The organism is Pseudomonadota bacterium, assembly GCA_034189865.1.
Taxonomy (GTDB): Bacteria; Pseudomonadota; Gammaproteobacteria; order UBA5335; family UBA5335; genus JAXHTV01.
This window is the reverse complement of the sequence record JAXHTV010000005.1, coordinates 23890-49525: the sequence shown is the minus strand read 5'-3', so window position 1 is coordinate 49525 and position 25636 is coordinate 23890. Positions and strand designations below refer to the sequence as shown.

Genomic DNA, 25636 nt, shown 5'->3' with positions numbered 1-25636 from the left:
GATGATATCCGAAGACATAGCCCAATCCATTGCCACGCTGCCCTTGTCACTGCGCGAGGAAGTGGAACGTTTCTGGGAAGCGTTCATCGACCACGACGGCGGAGTGCCCGCGCCGCTTCGAGGTCGCGAGAGGCAGATCACCCGGCTGTGGGCTTGCAGCCCTGCTTTGGCGGCATTTTCCATTGCCCACCCGGAGTGCTTGATTGAGTTTCTCGATTCGCCCTGGTCGGGGAGTCGTGCGCCCTCGGAAGCGGATTTAGCGCAAGAGCTGGCGACTGCTCTGGCGGAATGTACCGACATCGATGCACTGATGGCGGCGTTGCGGCTTTTTCGTAAGCGGCAGTATCTCGGCATCAGTTGGCGCGACGCGATCAGCGGTGTGCCGGTGGAGCAAACCGTCGAATCGCTCTCCCATGTCGCCGATGTTTGTATTTGCCAAAGCCTGAGCTGGCTGGATGAGCGCCTGCAAGCCCAGTGGGGCGTTCCCCTCGACGCCGACGGGCAAGCGCAATCACTGATTGTGTTGGGAATGGGCAAGTTGGGCGGTTTCGAGCTGAACTATTCGTCCGATATCGATCTCATCTTCGTGTATGCCGACGCGGGAGAAACAAATGGTGCCCGGCCGGTGGACAACGAGCGCTATTTTTCACGGCTGGCGCAGCAGTTGATTAAGGTGTTGGCCGAATCCACCCGTGATGGTTTCGTCTTTCGCGTCGACACGCGCTTGCGTCCGTTCGGCGAGAGCGGACCGTTGGTGATGCATTTTTCCGCATTGGAAGAGTACTACCAGCGTCACGGCCGTGAGTGGGAACGTTACGCCATGATCAAGGCGCGTCCGATCACAGGGGACGTCTACGCGGTGGAACGATTACGGGGGATCTTGTCTCCTTTCGTTTATCGCCGGTACTTGGACTTCGGCGCGCTGGATGCCTTGCGCGAGATGAAATCGCTAATTGTCCGGGAAGTGCGACGCAAGGGAATGGCGCAGAACATCAAGCTCGGTCCTGGCGGAATTCGCGAAGTTGAATTCATCGCCCAGGTATTCCAGCTGATTCGAGGTGGGCAATACGCGCAGTTACGTCAGCGCCGTTTATTGCCGGTGTTGAATGAGTTGGCCGAGCGCGGCGTGTTGACCTCTCAAACGGTTGATCTGCTCTCGGACGCCTATCGTTTTCTCCGGCGGACCGAGAATTGCCTGCAGCAGGTTCGCGAAGCGCAGACCCACGATTTGCCCTCTTCCGAGACAGAGCGTGTTCGATTGGCCTTCGCCATGGGCTATTCGCGCTGGGAAGAGTTCGATAAAGATTTGGCTGACCATCGGGCCGTTGTCAGTGATGAGTTCGGCGAAATTTTCGGCGATCACGGCAGCACCGACGAACAAGAACAGTTGGCGGTCGAGTTGGACATGCTCTGGCGTGGGCGGCTTGCGGACGATCAGGCCGGTCAACTCCTGCGCGAGCACGGCTTCGACGACGCCGATCGAGTACAAGAGCGTTTGCGTGCCTTGCATCACAGCGTGCTTTACCGGAGCCTGAGCGACCGCGGCCGTCATCGTTTCGATCAATTGATGCCTTTGTTGCTGTTGGAGGCCTCGGGTAGCGAATCCCCGGAGACGGCCCTGGCGCGGCTAATCCACGTTGTGGAGTCGATTGGCCGGCGCAGTCCTTATCTCTCGCTGCTGGTGGAAAATCCCATGGCGCGATCTCAGTTGGTTCGGCTTTGCGCCACCAGCCCGTGGATCAGCGACTATCTGGCGGCGCATCCGATTCTGCTCGATGAGCTGCTCGATCCACGCGCCTTATATCGGCCGCCTGATCGGGCTGGTCTGGGGCGTGAGCTGGCTGAGATGATGGCCGAAACGAGCGATCTTGAGCAGCAGATGGAGACGCTCCGACATTTCCACCAAATCAACGTGCTGCGGGTGGCAGCCGCGGACATCGGTGGTCATCTGCCGGTGATGCGCGTGAGCGACCACCTGACGGATCTGGCGGAAGTCATTCTTCGGCAGGTCTTGCTGCTGGGGTGGGCCGATCTGGTCCAGCGCTATGGGCGACCGCGCTGTCTGGAAGCGGAGCGCGCACGAACCGCGCAGTTCGGCATCGTGGCCTATGGCAAGCTCGGTGGAATCGAGTTGGGTTACGGGTCCGATCTGGATTTGGTCTTTCTTCATGACAGCGCCGGCGGCCAGCAGGAAACCGACGGTACCCGGGCGGTGGACAACGCGGTTTTCTTCGCGCGCCTGACCCAACGTCTGATTCACTTCATTTCAACCCCTACGCCATCGGGTTTTCTATACGACGTCGACACACGCCTGCGGCCGAGCGGGCGTTCGGGGCTGCTGGTCAGCAGCATTGATGGCTACGCCGACTACCAACGACGCGACGCCTGGACGTGGGAGCATCAAGCCTTGGTGAGAGCCCGGATGGTCGCCGGAGCACCGTCTTTGGTGTCACGGTTTCAGGCGGTGAGGGCTGAGATTCTTTCCCGCCGTCGGGATAGTGAGTCCCTTCGCAATGATGTGCGCGACATGCGGGCGCGCATGCGGGAAACCCTGGATCAGAGCAAAGCCGGATTTTGGGATATCAAACAGGGCGCGGGTGGTGTCGCGGACATCGAATTTATGGTCCAATACGGTGTTTTGAATTGGGCCCACACCCATCCGGCGGTCCTGCGATATACCGACAATATCCGAATACTGGAAACGTTCGCTGCCGAGGGTCTCATGTCGGCACAAGCCTGTGAGCACTTGGCCGATGCCTATCGGCATTTTCGGTTGCGCCTGCACGCGCTGAACTTAGAGGGGCGGCCGGCGATCGTCAAAGACTCGGAAATGAGCGCCGAGCGCGAGCTGGTCATGACGATCTGGGAACGAATCATCGCCTCCAGCAGCTGAACACCCCTGGGCGGCGGGGGGATTTACCGTAGACAAGGTTCGATAACAATGGCTTCGACATCGATGAGTGACCGCGACGGGGTCATCTGGTTAGATGGTGAAATGGTGCCGTGGCGAGATGCCAAGGTGCACGTTTTAACGCACACGCTACATTACGGAATGGGCGTATTCGAGGGCGTCAGGGCGTATAAAACAGCGCAGGGGACGGCTATTTTTCGCCTTCGCGAACACAACGAACGTTTGTTCCGTTCCGCCCATATCCTCGGATTGAAAATGCCGTTTGACCGCGATTGTCTGGCGGAGGTGCAAAAAGCGGTTATTCGAGAGAACAATCTGGACGAGGCGTACATTCGTCCCATGGCGTTTCTGGGTTCGGAAGGCATGGGGCTTCGAGCCGATAATCTGCGCGTCCACGTGATGGTCGCGGCCTGGACCTGGCCCACCTATTTGGGAGCCGAAGCCTTGGAGAAAGGCTTGCGCGTGAGAACCTCCTCGTTCACCCGTCACCACGTGAATGTCACCATGTGCAAGGCCAAGGCCAACGGCAACTACATGAACTCCATGTTGGCCTTGAATGAAGCGCTGGCTTCCGGTTGCGATGAAGCGCTTCTGTTGGATCCGGAGGGTTACGTGGCTGAAGGAAGCGGAGAGAACATATTTCTGGTGCGCGATGGTGAGTTGCATACGCCGGATTTGACATCGGCCCTGGATGGCATCACGCGACGGACCTTGTTTGAACTGGCTGCCGAAATGGGTATCTCCGTTCGGGAGCGACGTATTACGCGGGACGAAGTCTATATCGCTGACGAGGCCTTTTTCACCGGAACCGCAGCCGAAGTCACGCCCATACGGGAATTGGACGGCCGGATCATCGGCGAAGGGCGGCGCGGGCCGGTAACCGAGCGGCTACAAGCGCGCTATTTCGATGCGGTCTATGGTCGCCACGAAGGCCATCAAGACTGGTTAAGTTATGTGCGGTCCTAAGCAAGACCCATCATACGGGCCAAAGTTAAACGGATCTGGAGAGAGCGAAGGTGAGTGAGGCGGGCGAACTGAACGTTGAACAACCGCGTGTCGGGGACAAGCAACCGGCGGCCGAGACGACCTACGAGGTGACTCACGCTGACTTGCCGATTTACTGTCCGGTGCCCGGCGCCAGTCTCTGGAACGGCCATCCTCGGGTTTACATTCCGCTAAAGCATGCGGGCGACGAGGCGCGATGCATTTACTGCGGCGCCGTCTTTCGTTTGGTGGACTGAGCAGGCGGTTCGCTCGCCGGTTGCTGAACGGTGCATGTTTGCCATATCAATCTGGCGCGCGGTTATCGCGGCGGCGAGCGACAAACTGAGTTGCTGATTCGGGCCTTGGCGGCGCGAGGCATCCAGCAGACATTGATTGCGCGCGCCGGCGAACCTCTGACCACCCGGCTGGCGGACGTCCCGGAGCTGGCGTGTCGTGAGGCAAATCGTCCCTTCTTTCGGCAGGCACTGCGCCGCACCGCGTGCGAGCTCGTCCACGCACATGAAGCCAAGGCGGCGCATCTGGCTTATCAAATGCACCGCCTTCGCCGTTTACCCTATGTGGTCACCCGGCGGGTGCCCAATCCCCTGAAATCGAATCGGCTCACCCGGTCGGTCTACCTCAATGCCGCATCGGTGGTCGCCATATCCCAGGCCGTTCGCGACACCCTCCTACACTATGATGCGCGGCTAGATCCGCCGGTGATTCCCTCCGCCAGCAGTGCGTTGGAAACCGATGCGGCGCGCTTGGCAGAACTGCGTAGGCGGTTTGATCGCCGCTTTGTGGTGGGGCACGTGGGCGCGCTGGTGGACAAACACAAGGGTCAGTCGGTACTGATCGAGACTGCACGCCGGTTGAAAACCACCTGTCCGAAGATGATTTTCCTACTGATCGGGGATGGCGCGGATGCCGCCGGCTTGCGGGCGCAGGCAGCCGGGCTGGACAATGTGGTCTTCGAAGGGTACGTCAACAATGTCGGCGATTACCTGGCGGTGATGGATATGTTCGTCTTTCCGTCGCGCGAGGAGGGTTTGGGTTCGATTCTGCTGGATGCCATGGCCTTCGGTTTGCCGATTGTGGCCAGCCGCGTTGGCGGGATACCCGAGTTGATCGCTGACGGCGATAATGGACGATTGGTGCCGCCCGGAGACGGACCCGCTTTGGCTGAGGCTGTGTCCGATCTGTACCATGATTCCGCACTGCGCCAGGCGTTTGGCGACCGCGCACGGACAGTGGCGGAGTCTTTTCAGCCTGGTGTGATGGCCCAGCGTTACCTCGCGATATACCGGCAGATTTTGAATAAGACTCCAGAGGCCAAAGGGGATCTACATCCATGATTGTCGTCACCGGCGGAGCCGGATTCATCGGAAGCAATTTGGTTCGGGCACTGAACGATCAGGGGCGGGAAGACATCCTGGTCGTCGACGATCTGCGCGATGGCACCAAGTTCGTCAATCTCACCGACTGCAACATTCAGGACTACGAAGACAAAGACGCATTTATCTCGGGCCTGGACGCGGGCCGGTATCGGGATATTGAAGTGATTTTTCATCAGGGTGCGTGCTCGGATACCACCGAGTGGAATGGTGCCTACATGATGGATACCAACTTCGCCTATTCTAAGCGGCTGTTGGCGTATTGCCTTGGCAACAGTATCCCCTTTTTGTATGCATCGTCCGCTTCCGTTTACGGCGCCGGACCCACTTTCAAAGAAGATCGCGCCTTTGAAGCGCCTTTGAATGTCTACGGTTACTCCAAGTTTCTATTCGACCAGTATGTTCGCCGAAAGCTATCGGACGCGCGGTCGCAGATTGCCGGTTTTCGCTACTTCAATGTCTATGGTCCCAGAGAACAGCACAAGGGCAGCATGGCCAGCGTGGCGTATCATCTACATCAGCAGGTTTTGGATTCCGGCGAGGCCCGGCTGTTCGCCGGTTGTGACGGCTACGGCGATGGCGAACAGCGCCGGGACTTTATCCACGTCGACGACGTGGTGCGTGTGAACTTGTGGTTCTGGGCCCATCCGGACCGATCCGGCGTTTTCAATGTGGGCACCGGTCGCAGCCAAACCTTTAACGATGTGGGGCGGGCGGTGGTCGGCTATCACGAACGCGGTAAGATTCGCTACATTCCGTTCCCCGACCATCTCAAAGGGCGTTACCAGAGCTTCACCGAAGCCGACATCAGTGCCTTGCGCGCGGTGGGCTACGATCAGTCCTTTTTGACGGTCGAGGAAGGTGTCCCTGCCTACCTGCAATGGTTAGATGCCCGCGCGGCCCATGATTGAATCGGAAGTCAAAGCCTCGGCCATCCTGGTGGTAGGGCCGGCCTGGGTGGGCGATATGGTGATGGCCCAAGCGTTGTTTAAAACGCTGCGCGCTCGGCACCCCGGTGTCGCCATCGACGTATTGGCCCCCAAATGGTCTTTGCCGCTGCTCGCGCGGATGCCGGAAGTGCGCGCGGGCATCGAGATGCCGTTGGGGCACGGCCAGTTTCAGTTTTCCGTGCGCCGGGATCTCGGTCGTCGGCTTCGCGCCCGCCAATATGACCAGGCCATTGTCTTGCCTCGCTCGTTCAAGTCAGCCATTACGCCCTTTTTCGCGCGCATACCGCGGCGGACCGGTTATCTCGGGGAGTTACGCCGGGGCTTGTTGAACGATATCCGCCCACTCGACAAGAAGCGTCTGACCCAGACCGTGCAGCGTTTTGTGAATCTGGGTTTGGCCGCGGATGAAGATTTGCCCATTCCCATTCCGACACCCGCACTGCAGGTGGACACGGAAAATCAGCGGCGGCTGATCGATTGCCTGGGATTGTCGGCCGACGCGGCAGGGTCCGTCACGGCGCTGATACCCGGGGCCGAGTACGGTCCCGCCAAACAATGGCCGCTTGAGTATTTCGCCGACTTGGCCAAGCGGCGCATTGCCATGGGGGATCGGGTGTGGGTGTTCGGCTCGCCGAAAGAAACTGCGCTTGGGGAACGCGTCGCTCAGTTAGCCGGTGATGGCGCGCGCAATTTGTGCGGGCAGACTCAACTCGTCGATGCCGTCGATCTTCTGGCAGCCTGTCGGCGCGTGGTGACCAACGATTCGGGATTGATGCACGTCAGCGGTGCAGTCGGTGTGCCGCTGGTGGCCATTTACGGCTCCTCCACACCCGACTACACGCCGCCACTGGCGCCACAGGCGGAAACCATCTGGCTACATTTGGATTGCAGCCCGTGCTTCGAGCGCCGTTGCCCGCTGGGTCACACCAACTGCTTGCGCCAGATTAGCCCCGATGAGGTTTTGGTCCGCCTGCAACGTTTCGAATGATGCGGCGATTGTGCATCTGCGCAATCGCCGTCCGGGCACTAACGCTTGGCGTGGATTTCCTCAAACACCGCTTTGCTATAACGCATCTGGAAAAACAGCTCCAGATCCAGATCCGCATAGATTTTGGCTTTGGCCACTTGCTCGTGTCGGAACGTATCCTCCAGCCCTCCCATATTGGCGATCGCACGCATTTTGACTTCCGCGAAAGTGAATTCGCCGGGGCGGAGATTGTCTTTGTCGAACGCAACCGTTATCGGGGCTGTCGGCTCGCCTTCGGCGAGGGGTGTGGCGAAATCCGTCGCGGAGACCACGATGCGTGGATTTTTGAACACCACGATGGGGTTGGAATCGCCGATGGGGCTCGGCGCGTCATTGGTGAGGCGGAATTTCACTGCAAAATCCTCTCCCACGTCGATTTCCGATCCTTCCACCTCGCTTAGATCATAAGAAACTCGTAGGTATTGCCTAAGTCCTTGATATAATTTCACCGGATCCATCACGTTCTCTCTTGTCGTTGCTTCGCTTCGATCACAGTTTAGCCGCCGTTCTTGTCCGCACATGGATCAACGGTGACATCAGCGTTTATTAATACGGTAACGTGTAAGTGTGTCGTTTGACCTGGGTCATTTTGCTGTCGATGGGAATACAGCGTGTGCGTCGAACACCGGTCCGTCGACGCAGACCCGTTTCATCGCCGGGCCGCTGGGGGTTTGGATCTCCACCACGCAACCGGCGCATCCGCCCACGGCGCAGGCCATGAATTCCTCCAGGGCCACTTGGCAGGGCAAGACGAATTCGCGCGCCAGAGCCGCCACTGCGGCCAACATCGGCGTGGGGCCGCAGGCATAAACTTCCACCTCACGCCGCTGGTCGGAATCCAAAGCGTGAAGCCAATACCGCGCGAGGTCGGTGACATACCCGTTGTGGCACCCTTGATAGCCTTGGGTGCTGGTTAGTCGCGAGGGCACGCCCCAGTCTTCCAGCATCGGCATGGCGGCGATGACGTCTGACGGCATCTCCGGCAATAGGATCCGGGATGGGCGCAGGGTGAATGGGAACGGGACTTCCGAGCCGAAAATGGCCAGGGGCGTCCACTGTTCCCGGTCGCGCCGGAAATGATCGGCCAAAAAGACCATGGGTGGAATGCCGACACCGCCACCCAGGAGCAGCGGGCGCGGGCGCGAGCGTTCCATGCTAAACGGTGTTCCGATGGGGCCGAGCAGGCTCAGGGTCTCGCCCGGCCGCCGTTGGCTCAGTTGCCGCGTGCCGTGGCCCACGGATTTATATAGGAATTCCACCCAACCCTGGTCCGGAGAGACCCGCATGATCGACAATGGACGGCGCATGGCGGTGGCGGGATCACATTGCAGGTGGGCGAACATTCCCGGTTGCGCTTTTTGCGCGCAATTCGGTGCGTGCAGCACCAGCGTGTGTTGGTCGCCTTCGTGGTGCGTGTGGGCGACCACTTCGGCGGTTTCCAGGTGAATGGTTCCGCGGGAACGGCGATCCGAAGCCATGTTCTCGTCCTATCCCTCGTGTTGATAAACCAAGTGTCCGCCGACCAGCGTGTGGGTGACCACCCCCGTCATGGTCCGGCCGATGAGCGGAGAGTTGTGTCCGGCACTGCGCTGAGATTCCACTGAAAACGACCACTGTCGATCAGGGTCGATCACGCACAGATCGGCGGCGGCGCTGACCGCGAGGTGACCCAGCTCCAAGCCGAGAATCGCGGCGGGGTCACAGGTGACCCGGGCAATGGCGGTGCTCAGCGGCATCAAGTTGTGTTTGGCCAGGGCCAGGGTCTGCGAAAGCAAGGTTTCGATTCCGGAGATACCCGGCAAAGCTTGGGGGTATGGTGCTCGTTTGGCGTCATCACCTAACGGCTCGTGATCGGAACAAATGGCAGACAAGGTTCCCTCAGCAACGCCTCGGCGCAGGCGATCCCGGTCGTTGCTGCTGCGAAGCGGCGGGTCGACACGGAAGTTGGGGTCGTAACCATCCAAATCTTCATCGCAAAAATAAAGATGATGAATGGCGACATCGGCACTGACGGGCAGCCCACGATCGCGGGCTGCGTGAATCATCTCAACCGCTTCACTGCTGGAGAGCCGGCAAAAATGCACCCGCGCTTTGGTCAGTTCCACCAGTGCCAGGTCGCGACCCAGGCCGACGGTTTCCGCGGCGATGGGGATCGCGGGCAGTCCCAGCCGTGATGCGATGGGCCCTTCGTGGGCGCAGCCTTGTTGGTGGAGCCAGGGATCTTTGGCGTATAACAACACGGTCAGTCCGTGGCTGGCTGCATACTCCAATGCCCGCCGCAATACCAGCGTATTGGTGACCGGTCGTCGATCGTTGCTCAAAGCCACGCAGCCGGCCGCCGCCAGTGCGCCCATCTCAGTCAACCGCTCCCCATCGAGGTTTTGGGTCAAGCCCCCGATCACATAGACACGGGCGGCGTCACTTTGTCGGCCGCGCAGATACAAAAGTTCCGCCTCGGCGGGGGTGTCGATACAGGGTTTGGCTGACGGTGGGATACACAGCGTGGTGACTCCCGAGGCCACCGCGGCGTGGGATTCCGCTGCCAATGAGGCGGGTCGTGCGGATAACTCCACCAAACCCGGGATCACCCACCGCCCTTCGGCGTTTATCATCCGATCCGTCGTGAAACCGTCCGGCCGCGCACCCAAGGCAACGATTTTTCCATCGGCGATATGGACATCCTGTATCTGGTCGACCTGGTTTGCCGGGTCGATGACGCGCCCCCCCTGTACGGTGATCCGGTTCACGAGGCGATCTCCGGCGCGGGTGTGCGATGGCCGAGCACCATCGCCATCACCGCCATTCTGACGGCAATGCCGTTTGATACCTGTTCCAGGATCAGTGAGCGGGGGCCGTCTGCCACATCGGAGGCGATTTCAACGTTGCGGTTGATCGGCCCGGGATGCATGACGACGGCATCGGGTTTGGCCAGGGCCAGCTTCTCGTGAGTGAGTCCGTAGTAGTGAAAGTATTCGGCTTCGCTGGGTAAATGTGCGCCCACCATGCGCTCGCGTTGCAGTCGCAGGGCGATGATCACATCACAGTCTTTCAGGGCCGGTTCTAAATGGTCGAAGGATTCCACGCCCATGTGTTCGATGCCGGTGGGCAACAGGGTACGCGGGGCGACCACTCGGATGTTCGGCACGCCCAGTGTCCGAAGCGCCTGAATCTGGGAGCGGGCCACACGGGAGTGCAATACGTCACCGACGATCGTGACGGTGAGTTGTTCGAAATTCGGTTTGTGGCGCCGAATGGTGAAAACATCCAGCAGTGCTTGCGTGGGGTGCGCGTGGCGGCCGTCACCGGCGTTCAAAACGGCGACATGGGGTGCGCAGTATTGCGCGAAAAAGTCAGCGGCTCCGCTTTCGGCGTGGCGGACCACCAGCATGTCCATGTGCATGGCTTCCAGATTGCGCAAGGTATCGAGCAGGGTTTCGCCCTTGCGTGTCGACGAGTGTTCCACATCGAGATTCAGCACGTCGGCGGACAGCCGTTTGGCGGCCAGCTCGAAGGTCATGCGGGTACGCGTGCTGGGCTCGAAAAATAAGTTGACGACGGTTTTTCCGCGCAACAGGGGCACTTTCTTGACTGCCCGCTCGGTGACGGACATAAACGAGGCTGCAGTGTCTAAGATGGCCGTGATCAGTTGGCGGTCCAGGCCATTGATACTCAACAAATGGCGCAGGTGCCCTGTTTCATCGACTTGTCGACTCATGTGATTTGATTGCAGCCTTGATCAACCGTGCGCGTGCTTCAGGCGCACTTCAAGTGGCGAAGGTCCGATCAGTTTAATGTGTTCGTCGGGCGCGGGCGAGTAGTGTTCGCCGACCACATCTGCGGCGATGGGCAGTTCGCGGCCGTTGCGATCGATCAGAACAGCAAGCCGGATGGCCGCGGGCCGTCCATAGTCGAAAATTTCATTCATGGCGGCCCGGACCGTACGACCGGTGTAGAGGACATCGTCAACCAGGATGATTTCCCGCTCGTCGACCGAGAACGGAAGGTGGGACGGTTTGACTTCGGGATGAACACCGATTCGCGCAAAATCATCGCGATAGAAGCTGATATCCAGGCTGCCCAAGGGATCGGACAAACGCAACGGCTCGGCCAGGAGTCGGTAAAGCTCCGATGCAACCCACAAACCACCGGTATGGATGCCTATCAACAGTGGTTCGGGTTCATTGCGGTACCGCTCGGCGATGGCCTCAGCCATGTTCGTAATCAGCCGGTGGACGGCGTTGGCATCCCGGAGAATCATGCGCGGCCCTGCAGATAGGTGGCCACGATCAAACTGGCGGCGACGGCATCACGGTCGGCGCGCTCCTTGCTCTCCCGAATAGCGTGATCCGCTTCCCAGCTGGTCAGGCGCTCATCGACGGTTGTCACTGGCAAGCCGGTTTTTTCCGCCAAGGTGCGAGCGAATCGTTGCGCCGCCTTGGCCATGTCTCCCCGGGTGCCGTCAGCCAACAGGGGCAGGCCCACCACCAGGGCGTTGGGTGACCACTCTTGGATGAGTGCCTGAATCGACTGCCATGAAGGGTTGCCGTCGTTCTTCAGGACGGTCAGGGCACGACTCGAACCGGTCAGGGTTTGGCCGACGGCCACCCCGATCCGTTTGCGGCCGTAATCGAAGCCCAGCACGGTCGTTATGGTCCCGGTGCTTTGAGTTTCAGGCATGACCGGCGTCGCTGCTGAGTCGATCGAGATCGATACCGATTAACGCGGCCGCAGCTTGCCATCGTTCCGTGGCGGGTGTTTGAAACATGATTTCGGTTTTTGCGGGGACATTGAGCCACGCATTGCTCAAAATTTCCTGTTCCAGCTGACCCGGGCCCCATCCGGCGTACCCCAATGAAATCAGATAGTCTTTGGGACCATCACCACGGCTAATGGAGATCAGTGCATCCCGGGAACTGCTGACGCTGACATCACCGCTGACGTGGATGGTCGCTTCCCATTCGTACTCGCGCGGGTGTAACACAAAACCGCGCTCAGGGCTCATCGGCCCCCCATGAAAAATGATGGGATCGAAACGTTCGTTGGCCGGCGGGTCCAGATCCATCTGCCGCATCAGATCGCTCAGGTGCAACTCGGAGGGACGGTTGACCACAATGCCAAGGGCACCGTCTTCGCTGTGTTCGCAGACGTAGGTGACGGTGTTGGCGAAGTTCTGGTCTGCCAGTCCCGGCATGGCGATCAGATATTGGTTGATGAGAAAGTGCGATTCGGGCATAGGCTCATAGTAGGGGGCGTTTCTGGCACTGACAAGCCATCGATGTCCCGCTTGGATGCGCCGATTAGGAGTCGGCGTAGACTTTGCCCGTGCCGCGGGGGGTGCCATCGTCGCCCGGTAGGAAGCGCCATTTCCACACGAACCGAACCGTATCGGCTTCCGCGCGCATTTCCTCGGAAAACGGCGCGAAGGGTGCCGCCAGATACAGGATTCGTAGTGCCGCGTCGTCGAGCAGACGATGTGGGGACGGCACCACCACCCGGGCTTGCTCCAAACTGCCGTCCTGTTTGATCGAGACTTCCACCGTGACATCACCGTGCAGGCCTTGACGGAGCACCTCGTCGGGGAAGTTGAGGTTGCCCACTTCCTCGATTTTCAGACGCCAATAGTAAAGATAGGGCGCGTAGACATTCGATTTGGTGTTGACGGCAATGCGTTTGACACGGGGTTGCTTGGCCGTGGTCAGCGCTTCGGGCGTGTTCTCGGCGCTCAGATCCAGATTGTCGGCGCTTTGCAGGATTAACCGCGCCACCCGCGTGCTTTGGCTGCGATCTGCGGCGCTGGTTTGGGGGCTCGAGTCCATCTCCCGGCGATCGTCTGCAGTTTGCGTGAGAATTTGCTCGCTGCTCGGGCTGGGGAGGTCTTCGGGGGTGTTGGGATCGGGATTTTCTTCGCTCGCCGCCAGTTCGCTGAGGACGTCGTTGGCGTCGGGAATGCCTTCGTTTTCCACCACTGACTGACTTTGCATCGCACCGCGGGGGCGTCGCATCTCTTCGGTGTTGCCGGAGCCCGTTTGGTCGATCTGCGCTAGGTACTGGGGATCGTCGGGCGTCTCGCCGCTCTGTCCTTTGATGAGCGTGACCTCGAGCTTCGAATTTAGGGCGGACGGCATGCGCACCGGTTCGCCGGAAAAGCCAATACCGAGGATCACCAAGCCGTGCAGCAGAGCGGCAAAGAACAACGTGGTCGCTAAGCGATCACCGCTACCGATTTCGACTGTGGCTGGTGGGGTTGCCGGTTCGCGAATCAAAGTACTCATGGGTCAAGTGGATGTCTGTCCACGCGGGTTATCGGCCAGTGGCGGACAGTCTGTTGTGATCCATTGCGTAGAGGTCATCCGGAAAGATGAGGGGACACAGACCGTCACGCGCCCAGCCGCTGCTCAATGGCGTCCATGAATCGGGCGCTGATAGTGATGCCATATTGCCGGTCCAGCTCACGCACGCAGGTTGGGCTGGTGACGTTGATTTCGGTGAGGTAGTCACCGATCACGTCCAGGCCCACGAAGAGCAGCCCTTTCTTCTTAAGTATGGGGGCGACCTGCTCGCAGATCCATCGGTCGCGCTCGGTGAGTTCACGGCCTTCTCCGGTTCCGCCGGCCGCCAGGTTGGCACGCGCTTCGCCGGCAGCCGGAATGCGCGCCAGCGCATACGGAACCGGTTCGCCGTCAATTAGCAAAATGCGTTTGTCACCCTCTCGTACCGCGGGAATGTACCGTTGTGCCATGGCATAGCGTCGGCCGTGGTCGGTGAGTGTTTCCAGGATCACGCCGGTGTTCATGTCGCCGTGTGTGATTCGAAATATGAAAGCGCCACCCATCCCGTCCAGAGGTTTGACGACCACTTCTTGCTGTTCGTGAACGAAATGGCGCAATCGGCCCATGTCGCGTGTAATCAAGGTGGGGGGGCAACACTGGGGAAACCAGGCGGTGTAGACCTTTTCACTGACGTCCCTGAGGCTCTCGGGCCGGTTGACCACCAAGGCGCCTTCGGCTTGGGCTCGTTCCAGGATGTAGGTCGCGTAGATATATTCCATGTTAAACGGCGGATCTTTCCGCATCAGGATGACGTCCAGATCGCTCAACGGGCTTTCGTCGGGTTCGCCCAATTCGAACCAGTCGCGGTCGCTGTCGCGGACTTGCAGCGGGCGTTGTCGGGCAAAAGCCTTTCCATCATTCAAGTAGAGGTCGTCGAGCTCCATGTAACGCATGTTCCAGTCGCGCCGCTGACATTCCAGGAGCATGGCCAACGTGGTGTCTTTATGCGGTTTGATATGGGCGATCGGGTCCATTACGACCCCGACACGGATGCTCATGACAAGATCTCCTCGCGCTGAATGCTTCAGGTTTTGGTCGCCAACTCTCGGGCCGCCGCGATCAGGGCCAAGCGGGCGATCACGCCATAGGCATAAAATCGATTCGGTTCAGCATCCGGGTCTAAGTGCTTGTCCGGTGTGATACAGGATTCGCCGAAGGCGAGCGGCTGAAAACGCATGCCCGGTGCATTGAGGTTCTCGTTGGGTCCGCGCTCTTCGTGAACCCGATAGAATCCGCCGGCCACCGCGTTATCGATCATGTACACCACCGGTTCGGCGACCGCCCCGTTCTCCCCCCATGTTTCTTCCGTGTAGACGCCTTCTTGGATCAGCACGCGGTCGACCGATAATCCTTCTTTGGCCGAGCTCATTTTGGTTCGCTGTTTTCGGCTGAGACGGTAGATGTCGTCGGGTTCGGTCACCGTCATAATCCCCATGCCATAGGTGCCGGCGTCGGCCTTGACGATGACGAACGGCACTTTGTCGATCCCATATTGACGATATTTTTCTCCGATCATCTCTAACATGCTGGAGATGTTATGGGCCATACAATCGAGGCCCTCGCGCTTGAGAAAATCGATTCGGCCACAACTGCGATAAAACGGATCGATCAACCAGGGGTCCATGCCGACCAGATCGGCGAACTCTTCGGCAACTTCGCGGTAGATCTCGAAATGTCCCGATTTGGTTCGCTGAGTCCAACCCAGGACCGGCGGTGGCTGAATGGGCTGTTGGAGCCCGGCGAATATTGCCGGATTTCCCTTCGACAAGTCGTTGTTCAGCAGAATCATGCAGGGCTGGAAATCGTTCACGCTCAAGCGGTCGCCGTGACGTTCCAGTGGTTCCAGTGTGACCTGGTTTCCAGAGGGCAAATCGATGGTCTGGGCTCCGTTCAAGTCTGTCAATAAGGAGCCGATACGTACATCGAAGCCGGCCCGCTCAACGATGGACGCCAAAGCGGCCAAGCTCTCTAGATAATAGAGATTCCGGGTGTGGCTCTCGGGCACGATCAAGATGTTTCGACCGGTTGGGCAATGGCGCTCGATGGCTCGTTGAACGGCCTGAATACAAAGCGGATGGCAGGACGAATCGAGATTGTTGAAGCCTGCCGGAAAAAGATTCGTGTCAACCGGCGCCAGTTTGAAGCCGGCATTGCGAAGATCGACCGATGCATAGAAGGGCGGGGGCGTGTGCAACCAGTGTTTGCGGAACCAAGACTCGATCAAGCTTTGCTTTTCCAGCAACAACGCTTCGATCTGCAAAACCGGCTTGCGTAGCTCGGCGCTCATATTCGGCACAGTTCTGGGAGTGCTCGGCATCATGAAACCTTTCCTGCTATGGCCGCGGTGTCGGACTATGATACCGGGCATCGTCCCGGGAATCCCACGAATTTTTCATCTCATGTCGCCTCCGTATCGACGTAACATTCGGTTTTATAAGGGTGTTTTTCGGTTTGTCGACAGTCCTTTCCGCTTTGGAACGCGAAGCATGACGTTGATCGAGTTTTCCCCCGCAGCCCGGCTTGTCGACGATGACTTTTGTTATGACCGGGAGCGCATCGAGATTCTTTCGCCACGTGGCGTTGTTTGGGGCATGAACAAGTTATCGATGATGGTTCGGAGCGGGCAATGACTGAAGCGGACGGGAACGACACCGGCGGCGAGTTGGCCGGCCTGACGATACTGGTGATCGACGACAGTAAAACCATTCGACGAACTGCAGAGACCATTCTGCAGAAGCAGGGGTGCACCGTTGTGGGTGCCACAGACGGCTACGAAGCGCTGGCCAAAATCGCCGAGCGCAAACCGGACATCATATTTGCCGACATCATGATGCCTCGACTCGACGGATATCAAACCTGCGCCCTGATCAAACAGAACAAAATGTTCCGCGACGTCCCGGTGGTGTTGCTATCCAGTAAGGATGGGTTGTTTGACCGCGCCCGGGGCCGATTGGTGGGTTCCGAAGAGTACTTGACTAAACCTTTCACCGGCGATGAATTGGTCGGTGCGATTCGACAATACGTCCGGCACTAGCGGGCAGGGCGGGACACGGGTTGACGGAGCAAGGGCATAAACCGGAGATGGGGATTCAATGGCTCGGATATTAATCGTGGACGACTCACCCACGGAAATATACGTCCTGCAGAAGATCATGCAGAAGCACGGCTACGAGACCCTGGTCGCCAATGACGGTGAGGAAGGGATCATGATGGCGCGTGCCGAACATCCGGACGTCATATTGATGGATGTGGTGATGCCGGGGATGAGTGGTTTTCAGGCCACGCGCAAGTTGAGCAAAGATTCACAGACCGCGTCGATCCCGATTCTCATGGTGACCACCAAAGATCAGGACACTGATCGTATCTGGGCGTTGCGCCAGGGGGCGATCGACTACGTCGTCAAGCCAGTCCACGAGGCTGAACTGATCCGCAAGATCAAGGCCGTGGTAGAGAACTGAGATGCGGCCTCGCCTTGCTGAAATCGCGTTGGATCCATTTTCCGCTTTGATCGAGATCGATCGGCGCAGCCGCGAGCTGGCGGGTCCGACGGCGTCGGGTTCTGATGCGCCGGGCGTTTGGACGGGACTGGGGTTTCGCGTCGGTGGTGCCCGGATGCTGGCGGATCGCGATGTGGTTCGGGAGGTGATTCGTTGCCCGGCATTAACGCGATTGCCCGGCGCACGACTTTGGTTGCGCGGTATTGCAAACGTGCGTGGCAGCTTGGTACCGGTAACCGATCTGGCTTGTTTGTTGGAGGGTCGCCTCACGGTGCCCAATGCGCGCGGTGTGCGCTTGATCGTCATCAAGCACCCGGATGTTTCGGCCGGGCTGTTGGTCGACGAAGTGGTGGGCTTTCGCCAGTTTGAACAAAAACAAAAAGTCGACCGGTCCGACGAGATTCTCGAGCCCTATCGCCCGTTCGTGGCCTATGGCTACCGGCAAGGCGAAGATTTGTGGGGCGTATTCAGTTTCTACCGGCTGGTGGAAGATGATTTGTTTACCAATGCATCGGACCAGCGTGAAGCGGTTGGGTAGGCCAAAGACTTAAAAATGACCCATAACGGCCGTTATTCGTACCCAAACGGGAGTTCGGCCAAGACTTGAGTGAAGGGCGGTCAGTTCCTCAAACCCGAGATGACGACCGCGCTGGGATAAGGAGCCAATATGGCAGGGGCAACAGCCAAATCGAAACATGAGGCGAGAACGGGGCGGCCCTTTGCGGTGCTGCTCGTGTTGCTGGCGCTCTCTGTTGCTGCCACTGCTGCGAGTGTGGTGTACCAATTTCGGTTGACCGGACAAGACGAGGCTTATCTGCAGACCACCACCACGCAGCAAGTTCTGGCCGAGCGCATCGGCGCTCGGGGCTTCGAAGCCGTGAATGCGGTGGCTGATGAGTTGGCTGCGCGCCAAACCTTTATCGAATTTCAGCAGGTGGTGGACAAGTTTGTTACGACGCTGAACAAACTCAGGGGCGGCGATCCAGTCGAGGGCTTGCCCCCGCCGCCACCGGAAGTGCAGGCACGCGTGGATCTGGTGGCCGAAACGTGGGCCAAGGCCACGCCGAGCGTTCGCGCGATCATGGAGGTCAAAGGTGTGATGCCCGGCGCCCGGGCTTACCAAGCCGAATTCGAAGCGTTATTCCCCCAGTTGTTGGACGATCTGGATACTTTGGTTGATCAGCTGCGGGCCGCGCGTGTGCCCGCAAGTCAGGTCAACTTTGTCCTGCGGCTTTCCACGGTGGTACAACGCATGAACAATCAGATCAGTGCCATTTTTGCAGGCACGGTTCCCGATGCCAGTGCGGGCGTGGCTCTCACCGAACAGCTGGCCCGGTTCAGTGAGGGGTTGCAGGCATTGGCGGAGGGGGATCGCGCTTTGGGCGTGACCAAAGTGCCCGCCGACGGTCCGATTCGCGAAACTCTCGCACGTCTTATCAAACTGTTTCCCCCCTTATCGGAGCAAGTGGACTACATCGCATCCAATGCCGCCGTGTTGGGCACTGCCTCGGTGGCATCGCGGGAGTTGGCCGACCAGGTGGCCATTCTGCAACAGGGCTTGGCCCAACAGTCGGTGGCATTCCGGCAGCACGCCCAGAACCGCTTTATGCAGCCCGTTTACAGCTTGATTCTGGGCGGGATCACGCTGTTGTTGATTGTCGCGGCCGTGTATCTGATGACGGCGCGGATACGGCAACTACTGCGCTCGGCCCGCGAGCAGAATCGTAAGAACCAGGACGCCATTCTCCAACTGCTGGATGAAATGGGCAGTTTGGCCGAAGGCGATTTGGGCGTCCAAGCCACAGTGACCGAGGACATTACGGGCGCGATTGCCGATGCCGTGAACTATGCCGTCGAAGCACTGCGTGATTTGGTCCGCACCATTAACAGTACGGCGGAGCGCGTTGCCGCCTCCGCCAACGACAGTGAGGGTATCGTCCGCAAGCTGATTAAGGCTACGGAGCACCAGAACGACCAGATCGGTTCGGCAACTTCGTCTATTCAGACCATGGTGCGGTCGATCGAGCACGTTTCCGAGAACGCCCAGCGTTCGGCCAAGGTGGCGCAGCATTCGGTCAAAGTGGCGGCCAAAGGTAGCGCTGCAGTGCGCCGCACCATTGAAGGCATGACAACAATTCGTGAACAGATTCAGGAAACGTCCAAACGAATCAAACGGCTGGGTGAAAGTTCCCAGGAGATTGGCAACATCGTCGAGTTGATTAACGACATCGCCGAGCAAACCAACATTCTGGCGCTGAACGCTGCAATCCAGGCCTCGTCCGCAGGCGAAGCCGGCCGGGGATTTGCGGTGGTCGCGGACGAGGTTCAACGGTTGGCCGAGCGTTGTACCAGCGCCACACGCCAGATCGAGGCGCTCGTACATGCCATTCAGGCTGATACCAACGAGGCGGTGGGCTCCATGGAGAAGAGTACGGCCGGGGTGGTAGCGGGGGCGAAACGGGCGGAAGACGCCGGTAACGCCCTTGATGAGATTGAACGGGTTTCCAATCAGATCGCCAGCTTGGTGCAAAGCATCTCCGATGCGGCCCGCCAACAGTCGGGCAGGGCATCGGAAGTGTCGGGCAACATGAGTGCGATCCAGAAAACCACCGAGCAGACGGAGCAAGGAACGCGCATCACCGGCGAATCCATTGGGCGTCTGGCACAACTGTCTAGCGAACTGCGTCGGTCGGTGGCGGGATTCAAGCTTCCCGGCTAGGTGACCGATCTGAATGAAGAACAACCAAAAAAATGATGGGGAAGGGGAACCGCGAGGGAGCTTCGCTTGGCACGCCCGAGGTCCGTTGACGAACCATTCGGCAAACGGCTTGGGATTCGTGTTCGCCACCCAGGATGGTGCCGCCCGAGGTACGATGGATGATTAGCCAATCGCTATCCGACTCGCTGCACTGGGTGAAGACGCAGGTTGATGCGTCCTTGGTCAGTGCCGCCGGCGCGTTGGAACAGTATGTCGAAGTGCCCGACGATGTCGATGCGCTAAAGCGCTGCGCCGCCGATTTGCGACAGGTGGCAGGCACCTTGCGCATGCTCGAACTGGATGTGTCGGTGCTGTTCGTCGACGAGATGTATTCGCTCGTCAAGGCGGTCATTACCGGCGAGCTCTCGGACGCCAAATCGATCTATGAACCCATGGCCGCCGGGCTCATGGTGTTTCCGCACTATCTGAACCAAATACTGCAGGGTGAACAGGAGGTGGCGGCTGTCTTGCTGCCACAACTCAACGCCCTGCGCGCGGTCGCCAAGAAACCACCGCTGTCGGAAGTCGATATTTTCCTCGCTACCTGTGGTGGACGCCTCAATGCCGACACGCTGCCTTTGCCCCCAGCAGCGGTCGAGCCACTGCCGGATCGGCGGGCCGCCGATCTGCGGACAGGATATCAGCAAGCCCTTCTCGCTTGGATTCGCCAGCCGGAACGATCGGCGCCGATGGCTGCTATGGCGCGCATCGCCGAGCAGTTGCAGGCGGCCTCGAGTGATCCTGCGACCTACCGTTTGTGGTGGGTGGCTCAAGGTTTTTTCGAAGGCGTTATCGGTGGCGATATCCAGCCCGACATTTCAACCAAACAGCTGGTGGGTCGCATCGATCGCATCATTAAAGGTCTGGCGGAAGGCGGCGGGTCGGTCACCGACAAGGGCGTTGTTGAAGCGACCTTGTCGGCCATGTTGTACCAGGTGATTTTCCATCGCGCTGCCGGACCCAAGGCGAGCGAGATACGGGCCACGTACGGCTTGGACGATGTTGTCCCGGACGCGCATACCGTCGCGCATTTTCGAGAAAATCTTTCTCAGCCCAGCGTGCAGGATCTTCGCGGTGTCATTGCAGCCATTAACGAAGACTTGGTCGGCGTGAAGGAGTCCTTGGATGTTTTCCTCCGCGTGCAGAACTCGGCGCCTGACGAGCTGGCGCCGTTGGTCGAGACGCTGCGGCGGATGGCCAACACCTTTGTGATTCTCAACCGCGAGGATCTTAGTTCCGAGCTGATGAGCCAAGTGGAGAAGCTCGCACCGGTCGCCGCTGGCAAAGAGCGGGCCAATGAGTCTCGATTGTTCGATGTCGCCGAAGCGCTACTTCGTGTCGAGGGGAATCTGGAAGCTGAGTCGCTGCGTGGGCTGACCGGTTCTGACGAGCCGCACAGCGATGCACAGACGCGCCAAGCGGCGCAGGCCTTGTTGCGCGAATCGACGCTCAATATGACGCGCACGCAGGAAGCCATCGTCGAGTATCTGGACAATCCGAACCAGCCGGAGCATTTGACCGAGGCGGCGCGGCTATTGCGACAAATTCGCGCCGCGATGGAGATGCTGGGCCTTACGCGGCCGGTGGCTTTGCTGCGCGCATTGCACGAGTATCTCCAGCGATCGGTACCTGTGGGCACCACACCGGCGGCCGACACGTTGCAGGTGATCGCCGATGCCGTGGTCAGCATCGAGTATTACCTGGATGCACTGCAAAGCGGCCATCACAACGCCGAAGCGGTGTTGGATACTACCGAAGGCTACGTCGATTTATTGGAAGAACAGATCGTCTGCGACGATCCGATGGAGCATACCGCCGAACATCCGGCGCTGGCGCTCGACGAGCCGACCCCGGAGTCGGGGGCATCACCGGTTTCTGATGCTTCGCCGGCTCAACCTGAAGTCGCGCTCGACCGGGCACCAGCGGAAGTGGCCGCCCCGGCCCACCAGCCGCCCTCGCCCGCGGCACGCCCGTCGCCGGCTGTTGATCCGGAGATTTTGGAGGTATTTCTCGAGGAAGCCGAAGAAGTCCACGAGACGCTGGAGCAGTATTTTCCACGCTGGCGAGATAACGCCGAGGATCTGGAAGCGTTGGTGGCCGTCCGTCGCAGCTTCCATACCCTGAAAGGTAGTGGTCGAATGGTGGGGGCTGAGCAAATCAGCGAATTTGCTTGGGCTGTGGAGAATTTACTCAACAAGGTCATCGACCAGATCGTGCCCACAGGCCCTCCGATTGTCGAAACTGTCGCCCAGGCCATCGCTGTGTTGCCGGAGTTGCTCTCTCGACTCAAGGGCAAGTCGACTGACGTTTGTGATGTGAATGGCCTCGTGCAACGGGCGAACGCCCTCGCCAAGCCCGGCGGCCAGTTGCCCGCGGAGGAGATCGTTCAGCCTCCACAGCCGCCGGCACCGGTCGAGCAAGCGCCGTTACCAGATCCCGAGACGGCCGATTCGCCCCGGATGGATCCTCAGCTCTATGAGATCTTCCACCGTGAAACCCGCACTCATCTGGACACGCTGCAGTCCTTTTTCGGGTCCGAGATCGCCGAGTCTGACGATGTGACTATCAGTGACGATCTCGCACGCGCGTTGCACACCCTAACGGGCAGTGCGGAGATTGCGCAGGCGCCCGGAATATCGATCATCTCACGGGGTTTGGACCGGATTGCCCGTATCATGCTGGCCGGTGGCTTCGTGATGGATTCGAACCGTTTTCGGTTATTCCGTTCCGGTATGCAGGCGATGGAGGCCGTGCTGGCGGCCTTGGGCGATTCACAGGCGCCTTTGCCCGATCATCAGGAATTGGTTGCACGCATCAACCAAGAAGTCCATGAGTTGGCACAGCGCATGGAACAGTCGGAGGAGGTTGAAACCCCACCGGTTCCCAAAGCAGCCGTGCAAGCCGAGGAGCGTTTGGATCAACCGGCCAACTTGGATGCCGGGTTGTTGCAGGTATTTGTTGAGGAAGGCGCGGAAATCCTGGAGCGGATGGACCAGTTACTCGACCGTTGGTCCAATGACCGCGGCAACGACGCGCTGCTGGATGCGATGCTGCGGGAATTGCATACCTTCAAGGGCAGCTCTCGGATGGCTGAGGCCCGCAATATGGGCGATCTCACGCATGAGACCGAGAGCTTCGTCAAATCCCTTCGGGACCGTCGAATCAGCCCGGAAGACGAGGCGGTCAAACTGCTCTATCGCACCATCGATCGACTCAACGCCATGCTGGAGCGGTATCGAGAGGGTTTCCCGGTCGCGGCTGAGAGCGAGCTATTGGCGGCTTTGGGTGGATCGGACGCCCCCGCCCAGGAACGCTCGGTCCCGGATGTTGAGTCAACGCCGGATGAGGTAAGGACCCCGGTCCCTGCGGCGCCAACGCCCTGGCCGATGGATGATGAGGATTCCCTGGAGGTCGAGGATTACGGCATCGAGGTGGAAGAGGCCGATTTCGCCGAGTTCGACCTGGCGCAGTTCAATGTGGTGGATCCCGAATCTCTCACGGCGTCGACGGAGCCGGTGGATCCAGGCGAGGTGCGTCCGCTGGCGGACTCAAGCAAGCAGTCGCCTCCACTTACCGTCGATGTGGTTGAGATAGCCGGTGACGAACCGAATCAGGATCCGGCCGTTTCTGATGAGCCGCAACCGGTCGAGCCGTCGACCGAGTCAGAGTCCGACGCCTTTCCCGTCGAGCCAGACCCCTGGTTCGGCGAGGAAGACAAGAAACTGGGTTGGACGCGTCCGGCTGATATGAGCCCGGAACCGGAACCGGAACCAGAGCCGGAGGTCCCCGTGTTGGGGCCGGCAGAGGTTATTCCGGTTCGCCCCGACCGAGAGCCGTCGGCACCATCGCAACCACTGAAGCCGGCTGCCTCCAAGACCGAAGTGCCCCGCTCGGTAGTTGCCCTGCCGGGCCAAGAGGCGGTTCGGGTCTCGTCCGAACTGTTGGACAACCTCCTGAATTATGCGGGCGAGGTGAGTATCTATCGCTCGCGTTTGGAGCAGCAGATTCGCACCTTGGGCTACCACGTCAAGGAGTTGGATCAAACCGTCAGCCGCCTTCGCCATCAATTGCGGGAACTGGAGCTGGAAACCGAGGCCCAGATTCTCTACAGCCACGACACTGGCGATGGGGCGAAGGCGCCGAATTTGGATGAGGATTTCGATCCTTTGGAATTCGATCGCTACACGCGGGTTCAGCAGCTTTCCCGGGCCCTTACCGAGAGTGTGGCCGACTTGAGCAGTTTGCAAGAGTTGCTTGAGGAGTTGCAGCGGGAATCGGACAGTTTGTTGTTGCAGCAATCACGCGTGACCACCGAGTTGCAAGGAACCTTGATGCACACGCGCATGGTTCCCTTGTCGACCTACGTGGCGCGCCTGCGGCGTGTGGTTAGACAAACGGCGGATCAGCTCGGCAAGACGGCACAGCTCGAGGTCGTCGGTGCCGAGAATGAGATGGACCGGAGCGTGTTGGAGCGGATGTTGGCACCGTTGGAGCATCTGTTGCGCAACGCGGTCAGCCACGGACTGGAAGCGCCCGACGAGCGCCGTGGCACCGGTAAATCCCCCGGCGGCACGGTCCATCTCGTGATGCGGCGCGAAGGCTCGCAGGTGGTCTTGGAGGTATCGGATGATGGCCGTGGCCTGGATTTCGAGCGTATCCGCAAGAAGGCTGTGGATCGGGCGTTGATTCGCCCCGAGGCCAGTTTGTCCGACGATGAAATTGCCCATCTGATCATGACGCCGGGAATGAGTACCGCCACCGAAGTGACCCAGATCTCGGGGCGAGGCGTGGGCATGGGTGTGGTGGATGCCGAAATCAAGCAGTTTGGCGGCACCTTGTCGATTGACTCCCAGCCCGGTCAGGGAACGCGCTTTACCGTACGCCTGCCCTATACCCTGGCGATCAGCCAATGTTTGTTGGTCAATGCCGGAACCGAAACCTATGCGGTTCCGCTCAACGCCGTCGAAGGCGTGGTGCGCTTGTATCCGGACGAGACTTCGGCTTATCTCGACGGGCAATTGAGTCAGTATCAGTACGGCGGCGAAACGTATAACGTTCGCTCGTTCGCCGAGCTCGTGGGCGCACCGCCCGGGCTGATGCCGGAAGAGGGCGGTGGTTTGCCCATGCTGCTGGTCAAGGCCGGCTCGAATCGCTGCGCCTTGGTGGTTGACGGCATGCTGGGCAGCCGCGAGGTGGTGGTCAAAACGGTCGGTCGCCAAGTCAGCAGCATTCGCGGCATCACCGGCGCCACGATTCTGGGCGACGGGCGGGTGGTGCTCATTCTCGATGTGAATGCTTTGGTTCGACTGGGGGCGTTGGGTTCGTCGGCAGCCCCTGAGTCCCAAGCCGAGCATTACACTGCCCGTCGCCAAATCAAAGTGCTGGTGGTCGACGACTCTATCACCGTCCGGCGGGTGACAACCCGTTTGCTGGAAAAACATGGGATGGTGGCGCTAACCGCCCGAGACGGGGTCGATGCCTTGGCGCTGTTACAGGAGAACCGCCCCGATGTGATGTTGGTCGACATCGAAATGCCTCGTATGGACGGTTTCGAGCTGGTGACACACATTCGCAACGATCGGGAAACCCATGGGATCCCGGTGGTGATGATCACCTCGCGGGTGGGCGAGAAGCACCGGGCGCGCGCCGTCAAGATCGGGGTGAACGACTATCTGGGCAAACCCTACCAGGAACAAGAGTTGCTGGATGCGATCGATCGGCTGGTTAATCCCGCCCTGTCAGCGGAAGGGTGAGGGCGCGGGTGTGAGTCGGGTTGGTTGAAACAG

The 25636-nt window shown here is 59.5% G+C and carries 21 protein-coding genes; 11 read left to right on the top strand and 10 right to left on the bottom strand.

Annotation, left to right across the window (positions count from 1 at the left end):
- Nucleotide 1 precedes the first annotated feature (1 nt).
- The 6 genes from glnE to waaF all read left to right on the top strand — a co-directional run bounded on the left by glnE (nt 2) and on the right by waaF (nt 7227).
- On the top strand, nt 2-2893 hold the full coding sequence (gene glnE, locus SVU69_04020; protein ID MDY6942160.1) for a bifunctional [glutamate--ammonia ligase]-adenylyl-L-tyrosine phosphorylase/[glutamate--ammonia-ligase] adenylyltransferase: 2892 nt from the start codon (nt 2-4) through the stop codon (nt 2891-2893).
- Nucleotides 2894-2956: 63 nt separating this feature from the next.
- The gene (locus SVU69_04015) at nt 2957-3877 is read left to right on the top strand and encodes a branched-chain amino acid transaminase (protein ID MDY6942159.1); all 921 of its coding nucleotides are present in this window, start codon (nt 2957-2959) and stop codon (nt 3875-3877) included.
- 68 nt (nt 3878-3945) lie between these two features.
- A complete protein-coding gene (locus SVU69_04010) occupies nt 3946-4152 on the top strand; it encodes a zinc-finger domain-containing protein (GenBank protein MDY6942158.1) in 207 nt (68 codons plus the stop codon).
- Nucleotides 4153-4182: 30 nt separating this feature from the next.
- A complete protein-coding gene (locus SVU69_04005; GenBank protein MDY6942157.1) occupies nt 4183-5250 on the top strand; it encodes a glycosyltransferase family 4 protein in 1068 nt (355 codons plus the stop codon).
- The gene (gene rfaD / locus SVU69_04000; protein MDY6942156.1) at nt 5247-6200 is read left to right on the top strand and encodes an ADP-glyceromanno-heptose 6-epimerase; all 954 of its coding nucleotides are present in this window, start codon (nt 5247-5249) and stop codon (nt 6198-6200) included. Before SVU69_04005 ends, rfaD begins: the two co-directional genes overlap by 4 nt.
- Nucleotides 6193-7227: a lipopolysaccharide heptosyltransferase II gene (gene waaF, locus SVU69_03995; protein MDY6942155.1), complete on the top strand. Its 1035-nt coding sequence runs from the start codon at nt 6193-6195 to the stop codon at nt 7225-7227. The genes rfaD and waaF overlap by 8 nt, the downstream gene beginning before the upstream one ends.
- 38 nt (nt 7228-7265) lie before the next feature.
- Here waaF and SVU69_03990 read toward each other — a convergent pair whose 3' ends face one another.
- The 10 genes from SVU69_03990 to gshA all read right to left on the bottom strand — a co-directional run bounded on the left by SVU69_03990 (nt 7266) and on the right by gshA (nt 15915).
- On the bottom strand, nt 7266-7724 hold the full coding sequence (locus SVU69_03990) for a hypothetical protein (protein ID MDY6942154.1): 459 nt from the start codon (nt 7722-7724) through the stop codon (nt 7266-7268).
- A 126-nt stretch (nt 7725-7850) separates the two neighbouring features.
- Nucleotides 7851-8744 (bottom strand): dihydroorotate dehydrogenase electron transfer subunit, encoded by an 894-nt coding sequence (locus tag SVU69_03985; GenBank protein MDY6942153.1) that lies wholly within the window; start codon nt 8742-8744, stop codon nt 7851-7853.
- A 9-nt stretch (nt 8745-8753) separates the two neighbouring features.
- Nucleotides 8754-10013: a dihydroorotase gene (locus SVU69_03980; GenBank protein MDY6942152.1), complete on the bottom strand. Its 1260-nt coding sequence runs from the start codon at nt 10011-10013 to the stop codon at nt 8754-8756.
- Nucleotides 10010-10981, bottom strand: coding sequence for an aspartate carbamoyltransferase catalytic subunit (locus SVU69_03975; GenBank protein MDY6942151.1), 972 nt, complete (start codon nt 10979-10981; stop codon nt 10010-10012). The genes SVU69_03980 and SVU69_03975 overlap by 4 nt, the downstream gene beginning before the upstream one ends.
- A gap of 21 nt (nt 10982-11002) precedes the next feature.
- Nucleotides 11003-11524 carry a bifunctional pyr operon transcriptional regulator/uracil phosphoribosyltransferase PyrR gene (pyrR, locus tag SVU69_03970; protein MDY6942150.1) on the bottom strand — a complete coding sequence of 174 codons (522 nt, stop codon included), beginning with the start codon at nt 11522-11524 and terminating at the stop codon, nt 11003-11005.
- The gene (gene ruvX, locus SVU69_03965; GenBank protein ID MDY6942149.1) at nt 11521-11943 is read right to left on the bottom strand and encodes a Holliday junction resolvase RuvX; all 423 of its coding nucleotides are present in this window, start codon (nt 11941-11943) and stop codon (nt 11521-11523) included. Before ruvX ends, pyrR begins: the two co-directional genes overlap by 4 nt.
- A complete protein-coding gene (locus tag SVU69_03960) occupies nt 11936-12499 on the bottom strand; it encodes a YqgE/AlgH family protein (protein MDY6942148.1) in 564 nt (187 codons plus the stop codon). The genes ruvX and SVU69_03960 overlap by 8 nt, the downstream gene beginning before the upstream one ends.
- Before the next feature lie 64 nt (nt 12500-12563).
- A complete protein-coding gene (locus SVU69_03955) occupies nt 12564-13538 on the bottom strand; it encodes a TonB family protein (protein ID MDY6942147.1) in 975 nt (324 codons plus the stop codon).
- Nucleotides 13539-13642: 104 nt separating this feature from the next.
- Nucleotides 13643-14593 carry a glutathione synthase gene (gene gshB, locus SVU69_03950; GenBank protein ID MDY6942146.1) on the bottom strand — a complete coding sequence of 317 codons (951 nt, stop codon included), beginning with the start codon at nt 14591-14593 and terminating at the stop codon, nt 13643-13645.
- Between the two features lie 26 nt (nt 14594-14619).
- The gene (gene gshA / locus SVU69_03945; protein MDY6942145.1) at nt 14620-15915 is read right to left on the bottom strand and encodes a glutamate--cysteine ligase; all 1296 of its coding nucleotides are present in this window, start codon (nt 15913-15915) and stop codon (nt 14620-14622) included.
- Nucleotides 15916-16221: 306 nt separating this feature from the next.
- Here gshA and SVU69_03940 point away from each other — a divergent pair, with 306 nt between their 5' ends.
- The 5 genes from SVU69_03940 to SVU69_03920 all read left to right on the top strand — a co-directional run bounded on the left by SVU69_03940 (nt 16222) and on the right by SVU69_03920 (nt 25603).
- Complete coding sequence (locus SVU69_03940; protein ID MDY6942144.1) at nt 16222-16629, top strand: response regulator; 408 nt, start codon at nt 16222-16224, stop codon at nt 16627-16629.
- A 58-nt stretch (nt 16630-16687) separates the two neighbouring features.
- A complete protein-coding gene (locus SVU69_03935) occupies nt 16688-17053 on the top strand; it encodes a response regulator (GenBank protein MDY6942143.1) in 366 nt (121 codons plus the stop codon).
- A 1-nt stretch (nt 17054) separates the two neighbouring features.
- Nucleotides 17055-17630: a chemotaxis protein CheW gene (locus tag SVU69_03930; GenBank protein MDY6942142.1), complete on the top strand. Its 576-nt coding sequence runs from the start codon at nt 17055-17057 to the stop codon at nt 17628-17630.
- Between the two features lie 129 nt (nt 17631-17759).
- On the top strand, nt 17760-19811 hold the full coding sequence (locus SVU69_03925) for a methyl-accepting chemotaxis protein (GenBank protein MDY6942141.1): 2052 nt from the start codon (nt 17760-17762) through the stop codon (nt 19809-19811).
- Between the two features lie 158 nt (nt 19812-19969).
- Nucleotides 19970-25603, top strand: a complete 5634-nt coding sequence (locus SVU69_03920; protein MDY6942140.1) for an Hpt domain-containing protein — start codon at nt 19970-19972, stop codon at nt 25601-25603.
- The last annotated feature ends 33 nt before the right edge of the window (nt 25604-25636 follow it).